Annotated in this window: 5 protein-coding genes; all 5 read left to right on the top strand. The window is 61.9% G+C overall.

Annotated features, from left to right (window positions below):
• Window positions 1-7: 7 nt before the first annotated feature.
• Complete coding sequence (locus tag BG61_RS28870; RefSeq protein ID WP_035924276.1) at window positions 8-211, top strand: MbtH family protein; 204 nt, start codon at window positions 8-10, stop codon at window positions 209-211.
• 20 nt (window positions 212-231) lie between these two features.
• A complete protein-coding gene (locus BG61_RS28875; RefSeq protein ID WP_035924273.1) occupies window positions 232-1,866 on the top strand; it encodes a cyclic peptide export ABC transporter in 1,635 nt (544 codons plus the stop codon).
• 222 nt (window positions 1,867-2,088) lie between these two features.
• Window positions 2,089-2,274, top strand: coding sequence for an MbtH family protein (locus BG61_RS28880; RefSeq protein ID WP_035924271.1), 186 nt, complete (start codon window positions 2,089-2,091; stop codon window positions 2,272-2,274).
• Between the two features lie 22 nt (window positions 2,275-2,296).
• Window positions 2,297-3,193 carry a cupin-like domain-containing protein gene (locus BG61_RS28885; protein ID WP_035924270.1) on the top strand — a complete coding sequence of 299 codons (897 nt, stop codon included), beginning with the start codon at window positions 2,297-2,299 and terminating at the stop codon, window positions 3,191-3,193.
• Window positions 3,194-3,534: 341 nt separating this feature from the next.
• Window positions 3,535-7,885: non-ribosomal peptide synthetase (locus BG61_RS28890; RefSeq protein WP_152565247.1), on the top strand; the 4,351-nt coding region annotated here is incomplete at its 3' end.

A 7,885-nucleotide genomic window follows, 5' to 3' on the forward strand; every position in this document is an offset into this window, starting at 1 on the left:
GAACGAGATGAATCCTTTCGACGACGAAACCGGCGAGTTCCTGGTGCTGCGCAACGATGAAGGGCAGCATTCCCTGTGGCCGTCATTCGCAGCCGTGCCTGCCGGATGGATCAGCGTGTTCGGCGTGGCGCCGCGCGAGGCATGCCTTGCCTACATCAACGAAAACTGGACCGACATACGACCAGTAAGCCTGCGGCGTGACGCGCCGTAGCAAGGGGACCGCAAACACACATGAAATTCATCAAGCTGCTGTTCGGCGAGGCCAGACGCGATCGCACGCCCCTGCTCCTCGCCTCGACCCTGCCGGGCGTGATGATGTCCGGCGTGATCGCGCTGGTCACGACCGTGGCGAACTACGATCAGTCGAAGGGGCCCAATGTCTATCTGATGGCGTTCTTCGTCTTCGCGAGCGTCGCACTGCTGCTCGCGATGAACTATGCGCTTAACGCCACCACCGCCGTGATCTCGAACTTCATCCTCCAGAAGCGCCTGAGCATTGCGCGGGCGGTGCGGTTGCTGGATCTGGAGGCCTATGAAAACATCGGCCCCATCCGCGTGGATTACGCCATCGGCCGGGACTTGCAGACCATCGAGGAAGCCGCGCCGACCGTCATCGTGCTGATCTATTTCGTCACGCAACTATTGTCTTCCGCGCTGTATATCGGCTACCTGTCGCTGATTGCTTTTGCCGTCACGCTGCTGTTTCTGGGCATCGCGACGTTCTTTTATCGCAGCAGCTATGCGTATGCGGAGGCGCTGTCGAAAGAAGCGACGGAACTCGAAAGCGCCTTTCGTTCGAGCTTCGACCATCTGCTGCGGGGCTTTCGCGAGATCAAGATGAATGCGCGCCGCGATACGGACCTCTTCGACAACTACATCGTGCAGCGCGCCCTCGCCGTGCAGGATTTGCGCGCGAGTTCGGGCCGCGGCTTCAATCGCGGCCAGACCCTGAGCGATGCGTTCTTCTACGGCCTTCTCGGCTGCATGGTGTTTCTGATGCCCTATTACATCAGCAACGCATCGACGCCCGCCAAGATCATCCTCGTGATCGTGTTTTGCGGCGGCGCCATCAGCAGCCTTATCCAGGCACTGCCGGCGGTTTCCCGTGCCGACCTCGCGGTCGACCGCCTGGACGCGCTCGAACGCGAGCTGGAGCAGGCGAAGCGCGCGGCCGAATCGGGTCCCGGGGCCTTTCCGCCCATATTGGCACACGGCATCACGCTGCGCGGCGTGAGCTACACCTACAAGAATCCGGGCGGACAGCAGGGCTTTCACGTCGGCCCTTGCGATCTCTTCATCAAGGCTGGAGAGGTGACGTTCATCGCCGGCGGAAACGGCAGCGGCAAATCGACCCTGCTCAATCTGATCACTCAGTTGTACGCGCAGGATGCGGGCGAAGTGCGCTGGGATGAAAAGACCGTCACCGATGCCAACGCGGCGGCCTATCGCCAGCTGTTTTCGGTGATTTTCTCCGACTTTCACCTGTTCGACCGTCTCTACGGCCTCGATGCCGCGCAAGACGATCTCGCCGAGCTGATAAGGGAAATGGATCTGTCCGACAAGGTTCATTACAACCTCGGGCGCTTCAGCACCACGGACCTGTCGAGCGGGCAGCGCAAGCGGCTGGCGATGGTGAGCGCGCTCGCCGAAGGGCGGCCGGTGCTGATTTTCGATGAATGGGCCGCCGATCAGGACCCTCAGTTCCGTCGCTATTACTACGAGAAACTGCTGCCACGGCTTAAGGCGGCCGGAAAGACGGTCATCGCCGTCAGCCACGACGACCGCTGGTTCAATGCCGCTGACAAGGTCGTCTGGATGGAAGAAGGAAAAGTCGAGCGCGTGATGACGACGGCGGTCGATCGATAACCGGGCCGCGAGCCAACGCGGCAACACTCGATTTCCCTTGCTCCGGAATCGACGCCGATATGTAATAGCGATGCATTCCTCATGTCTTGCGCCACGCGCTCGCCGCGTTGAGGGCGCGCCGCGTTCGGCGCCGCCGGTTCCTCCACGCGACGACTAATTCATTGCTAACTCTCGGCGCCTATATTTCGTTCAACGCGAAGCACGAACGAAGGGAGCAACAGCATGGACAATCCATTCGACGACGAACAAGGCACGTTCTGTGTCTTGATCAATGAATCGCGGCAACGCTCGCTTTGGCCCGCTCATCTCGACGTTCCGGCTGGTTGGGACGTGGAGCATCCGAGTGGTTCACGCAAGCAATGTCTGGACTACATCGATGCGCATTGGATCGATCTGCGGTCCTATTGAGCCTTGATCCGGAGAGTGGAAAATGGCAAAGCGCATCGTGAAGGTGATAGATCTCGTTCCGGGCCAGGCTGTTCAGCTTCCGTCCGTCGACAATGAAACGCTCGGACATGACCAGTTCTGGAGCGGCTTCGTTTGCCCTCAGCAACCCATCGTTGTCAAAAATGCCGTTGCAAACTGGCCCGCTCTCAGGAAATGGGGGACGCACGGGTATCTCGAGGCACTGACGAATCGCCAGGTGAGTGTCTCGGATACGTTCAACGCCAGCCCGGCCGGTCTCTGGCACCAAAACCTTCCGAAGTACCGCCTCGACGAGGCGATCTCGTGCCTGCGCAATGCGGGGCCCGACGACACTTTTGCAATTCGAGCCTTGCCCATTCCGCAGGAATGGAAAGCCGATCTGGGCAGCTATGATTTTCTCGACGCGAAACGGGATTTGCCGCCTCGCGCCTATGCGCGCGACCGACTTTTCATCTATCGGAATGCCTCGACCGAATGGCATTACCATACGACGGATGAGACGCTGACGACGCAGATTCTCGGCTCGAAACGCATATCGATGTTCAAGCTGTCCAAGGCAGACTGGCACGCGTATGCCGGGCCGATCAGGTCGAACCTTCATCACATGGATGACCGGGCGCGCTTCTTTCCCTCTGATGGATCGCTGACGAAATTCGAAGCGACACTCGAGCCCGGAGACGTCCTCTATATTCCGCCGTTCTGGTGGCATGGCGTCGATCCCGCCGATACCGGGTTCGGCATCACTCTGGCGCATTGCTTTCGCACTCCACTCAATCGGCTCGGATCCCTGAGTGACCCTGCCGTGAAAGACGTAATCCGGGCACAGCGAAGTCTGATGCTGGCGCTTCGGATGAGAGCGTTCGTTGCACTCGGCTCTCTTACCCGAATCGTGAATCCTTGAGCAATATCGTCTGAAACTTGCGGCGGTCGGGGCGTGTCGTCGTCCCTTGTCTGTCGCTGCATCGGCTCGTCAGCATGGAGGTGGGAGAGCTTCTAATTCGACCATAATTCAACGGGCTCATCCTGTTCGCATTGGATTAGCCTGCTGTGTCGAATGCAAGAGGTCCCGCAAGCCGAATATCGACGGCAGTCAGGTTTGACAGTCTGATAACTACGCAAGGATCCGTGGCCAGTGGAAAAGTGCACGAACAACCGTGCATTTCTTCCACGAGTCTTTGGTAACGATGTCCTTGACCATCGGTTTCCAGAGCACTTGCGTGCTCTCACATACGGATTGATGTCATGCTCAGCCTTCCTCTTGCTCCTGCTCAATCGGGCATCTTCTTTCGACAGCAACTCGAATTGCGTGATCCGCGCTTCAACCTGGCGCAGTTGACGGAGATCATCGGGCCGCTCGATGTCGAGGCGCTTCAGGCGGCCCTGCGGCAGACAGTCGGCGAGGCGGAAGCCCTGCACGTGCGCCTGATCATCACGGATGGCATGCCGCATCAGGTGGTGCCGGACGAGATCGAGGACTTCACGCTTCGGGTAATCGATGTCAGCGGTGCGCCCGACCCTGTGGAGGCAATCGATCGGGACGTGAAGGCAGCGCTTGCCACAGCCATCGATCTCGGCCGTTACCCCCTGTTCGACATCCAGCTTTTCCAGGCCGGCCCTGCACGGTTCTTCCTGTTTCAGCGGATTCATCACATTGCGTTCGACGGCTTTTCATTTTTTCTTCTCACGCAGCGCCTCGCGGCGGTCTATTCGGCGCTGGTCGAAGGACGGGAGCCCGCGCCATGCGGTTGGGGGCGGTTCGCCGAACTGCTCGACGACGATGCTGCCTATCGCACTTCCAGAGCCTTCGAGAGCGATCAGCAGTTCTGGCGCGACTATCTGGCGGACTGCCCCGAGCCGGTGATTCTCGCCGAATGCATGGCGCGCGAGCCGATTCCGGCGGACGTTTCCGAACAGGCGATCGCGCAGATACGTTTGTCATCCGGCACGACCAGGCGTTTGCGGCAGATTTCCGAGCGAAACGGCGCGACATGGCCGCAGTTCATGACGGCGGTCATGGCCGCCTATGTCGCGCGTCTGAGCGGACAGCCCGAGGTGGTGCTCGGGTTTCCGGTCACGGCCCGGGTGGGACGGCTGGCGAGGAATGTGCCCGGCATGTTGTCCAATGCACTGCCGCTGCGCGCGGCTCTGGACGAGGGCACGAGCATCATCGACCTGCTCGGAGCGGTTGCCCGGCAGAGTCGTCGCGTCTTGCGCCATCAACGCTATCGCGTCAAAGACATTCGACGCGATGTAGGACGCATCGAATCCGACAGGCCGCTCTTCGGTCCCACCGTGAACATCATGCCCGAGTACAGCCGTGCACTGGATTTCGCCGGCTGCCGGATCGGATTGAATCGCTCTTTCTATGGAACACCCGATGATCTCGCGCTGATCGTACATGACGAGGGAGACGAGCTCGGCATCGAACTGATGTTTGACGCGAACCCGTTGCTCTATACGCCCGCCGCCGCAGATGCCCATGCGCGCCGCTTCACGCGTTTTCTCGAACAGGCGCTGGACCAGCCCGATGCGCCGCTGCATACGCTCGAGCTCGTGCTGCCCGAGAGACAGGCGCTGCTCGAACGCTGGAACGACACCGCCGCACCTTATCCCGAGCACCTGTGCATCCATCAGCTCTTTGAGCAGCAGGTTCGACTCACGCCCGATGCAATCGCGCTCGTCTGCGACGACGAATCGCTCACTTTTGCGCAACTCAATGCGCGCGCCAATCGGCTCGCGCATCATCTGATCGCGCTGGGCGTGCGTCCGGAAGACCGTGTCGCGCTGTGCATGGAGCGAGGCATCGGCGCGATCGTCGCGCTGTTCGCGATCCTCAAGGCCGGGGGCGCATATATCCCGCTCGATCCGGCCTATCCGGGCGAGCGGCTGGGTTACATCCTCAGCGATGTCGCGCCCCTGCTGCTGGTCGCCGATGCCGCGGGCCGTCAAGCGCTGGGAGATACCGGTGCGCTTGCCGTGCTCGATCCCAATGCATCGCTCGATAACGCACTGCCGCAGGACGATCCGTTTGTGCCCGGCCTCGCCTCGCATCATCTTGCCTACGCGATCTACACGTCCGGCTCCACCGGCAAGCCCAAGGGCGTAATGGTCGAGCATCGGCATGTGCTGAATCTGCATCACGCATTGCATTCGACGGTGTTTGCACATTGTGCCCCGCACTCCAGCGTCACGCTGAACGCCAGCATCGCATTCGATGCGTCTGTGCAAAACCTCACCGCCTTGCTGTCCGGACATCGGCTGGTCATCATTTCGGCCGACGTGCGCACCGATGCCATGGCGTTGATCGAATTCCTCGATACAGCTGGCATCGACGTATTCGACTGTACGCCGACTCAGCTTGAATCGCTGTTCTCCGCCGGTCTGCTCGAACAACGGCAGTCGGCCCTGACGGTGCTCGTGGGCGGCGAGCCACTCACGCCTCCGACCTGGAGCCGTCTGGCGCACGCCGAACAGATCCGCGCTTTCAACGTCTATGGCCCGACCGAGTGCACGGTGGATGCGACCGTCGCGGAGATCACGGCTGAACAGAAGCAGCCCGTCATCGGCAAGCCGCTCGCCAACACGCGCACTTATGTGCTCGATGCGCGGCGTCGAGTGGTGCCTCCGGGCGCGGTGGGCGAACTCTATATCGGTGGTGCGGGCGTGGCGCGTGGCTATCTGAATCGGCCCGACCTCACCGCCGAGCGCTTCCTCGACGATCCGTTCGTTCCGGGCGAACGCATCTACCGTACCGGCGACCTCGCACGCTATCACCTCGATGGCAATATCGAATTCCTCGGCCGTAATGACCTCCAGATCAAGATTCGCGGATTTCGCATCGAACCCGGTGAGATCGAGACGCAAATCGCCAGCCATCCGGCGGTGCGCGAAGCAGTGGTCATCGCGCGTGCGCGACATCATGATGCGCAGGATCAGCAGCTCGTCGCCTATGTCACGCTGGTTGCCGAGATCGACGCCAGCGCCCTGCGTGAGCATCTCGCCCCGCGTCTGCCCGACTACATGGTGCCCTCGGCCTTCGTCGTGCTCGACGCGCTGCCCCTCACCCCCAACGGCAAGCTCGATCGCCGCGCGCTGCCCGATCCGCAAGCCGAGGCCTTCGCGCTGCGTCCCTTCGAAGCACCACGGGGCCGAGCCGAAATCGCACTCGCCGATCTGTGGGCCGAGTTGCTCGGCCTGGAGCGCGTCGGCCGCCACGACAACTTCTTCGCCCTTGGCGGGCACTCGCTGCTCGCCGTGACGCTCGTCGAGCGGCTGCGCCGCATCGGCCTGCACGCCAGCGTGCGTGATCTGTTCGCCACGCCCGTGCTCAGCGCGCTCGCGGCTTCGCTCGAAGACAGCGCGCCCAAGCCCGACATCGTCGTGCCGCCCAATGCGATTACGCCCGACTGCACCGCGCTTACGCCAGCGATGCTGCCGCTCATCGCGCTTACGCAAACCGACATCGATCGCATCGTCGAACAGGTGCCCGGCGGGCTCGCCAATGTGCAAGATATCTACGCGCTCGCGCCGCTGCAGGAAGGCATCCTGTTCCACCACATGCTGAGCACCGAAGGCGATCCGTATCTGCAAACCGCGCGCCTCGCCTTCGACAGTCGTGCACGTCTCGATGCATGGCTCGATGCCCTGCAACAGGTCGTCAAGCGGCATGACATCCTGCGCACCGCCTTCATCCACGACGCCCTGAGCACGCCCGCTCAAGTGGTCTGGCGCGAGGCGCCCGTGATGATTACGGAGATCGAGTTCACAGACGGCCACGCCGCCGAGCAGTTGGCGCGCCATTTCGATGCACGCACGCAACGCCTCGATCTCGCTCAGGCTCCCTTGCTGCAAATCGCGATTGCGCGCGAAGCTGAAAACGGGCGCTGGCTTGTGCAATTGAACTGGCATCACCTGATCGGCGATCATGCGACGCTGGAAGTGATGCATGCGGAAATCGGTGCGATCCTCAACGGCCGGGGTCATGCGCTCGGCGCGGCTCAGCCGTTCCGCGATCTGGTCGCACAGGCGCATATCGGTGCGAATCAGGAAGCGCATGAAGCCTTCTTCCGCGACATGCTCGCCGACGTGAGCGAACCCACGCTGCCCTTCGGCCTCACTGACGTCCACCATGACGGCTCGTCCGTCGCCGAAGCGCACCTGACGCTGCCCGCGTCCCTCGATACGAGCCTGCGCACTCAGGCTCGCCAGCTCGGCGTGAGTCTCGCGAGCCTGTGCCATCTCGCCTGGGCACGCGTGCTCGGTGCCGCCAGCGCGGTCGACTCCGACGGTCACATCGTGTTCGGCACCGTGCTGCTCGGGCGCATGCAAGCGGGCGTGCATCAGGCCCTGGGGCTGTTGATCAATACGCTGCCGATCCGGCTCGACGTGAACGACGCCTCGGTCGCCGACAGCGCGCGTGACACGCATGAGCGTCTCGCGGCGCTGCTGCAGCATCAACATGCGCCGCTCGCGCTCGCTCAACGATGCAGTGGCGTAGCCGCCCCCGCTCCACTTTTTAGCGCGTTGCTCAACTATCGCCACAATCAAGGCTCGGCAGATGAGCAGGAGGCCTTCGACGGCATCGAGCTGCTCG

The organism is Caballeronia glathei, from assembly GCF_000698595.1.
Taxonomy (GTDB): domain Bacteria; phylum Pseudomonadota; class Gammaproteobacteria; order Burkholderiales; family Burkholderiaceae; genus Caballeronia; species Caballeronia glathei.

Bases quoted from the DNA above. Each gene is read 5' to 3' on its own strand.
- BG61_RS28870 (WP_035924276.1), top strand. From the start codon at position 8: ATGAATCCTTTCGACGACGAAACCGGCGAGTTCCTGGTGCTGCGCAAC.
- BG61_RS28875 (WP_035924273.1), top strand. From the start codon at position 232: ATGAAATTCATCAAGCTGCTGTTCGGCGAGGCCAGACGCGATCGCACG.
- BG61_RS28880 (WP_035924271.1), top strand. From the start codon at position 2,089: ATGGACAATCCATTCGACGACGAACAAGGCACGTTCTGTGTCTTGATC.
- BG61_RS28885 (WP_035924270.1), top strand. From the start codon at position 2,297: ATGGCAAAGCGCATCGTGAAGGTGATAGATCTCGTTCCGGGCCAGGCT.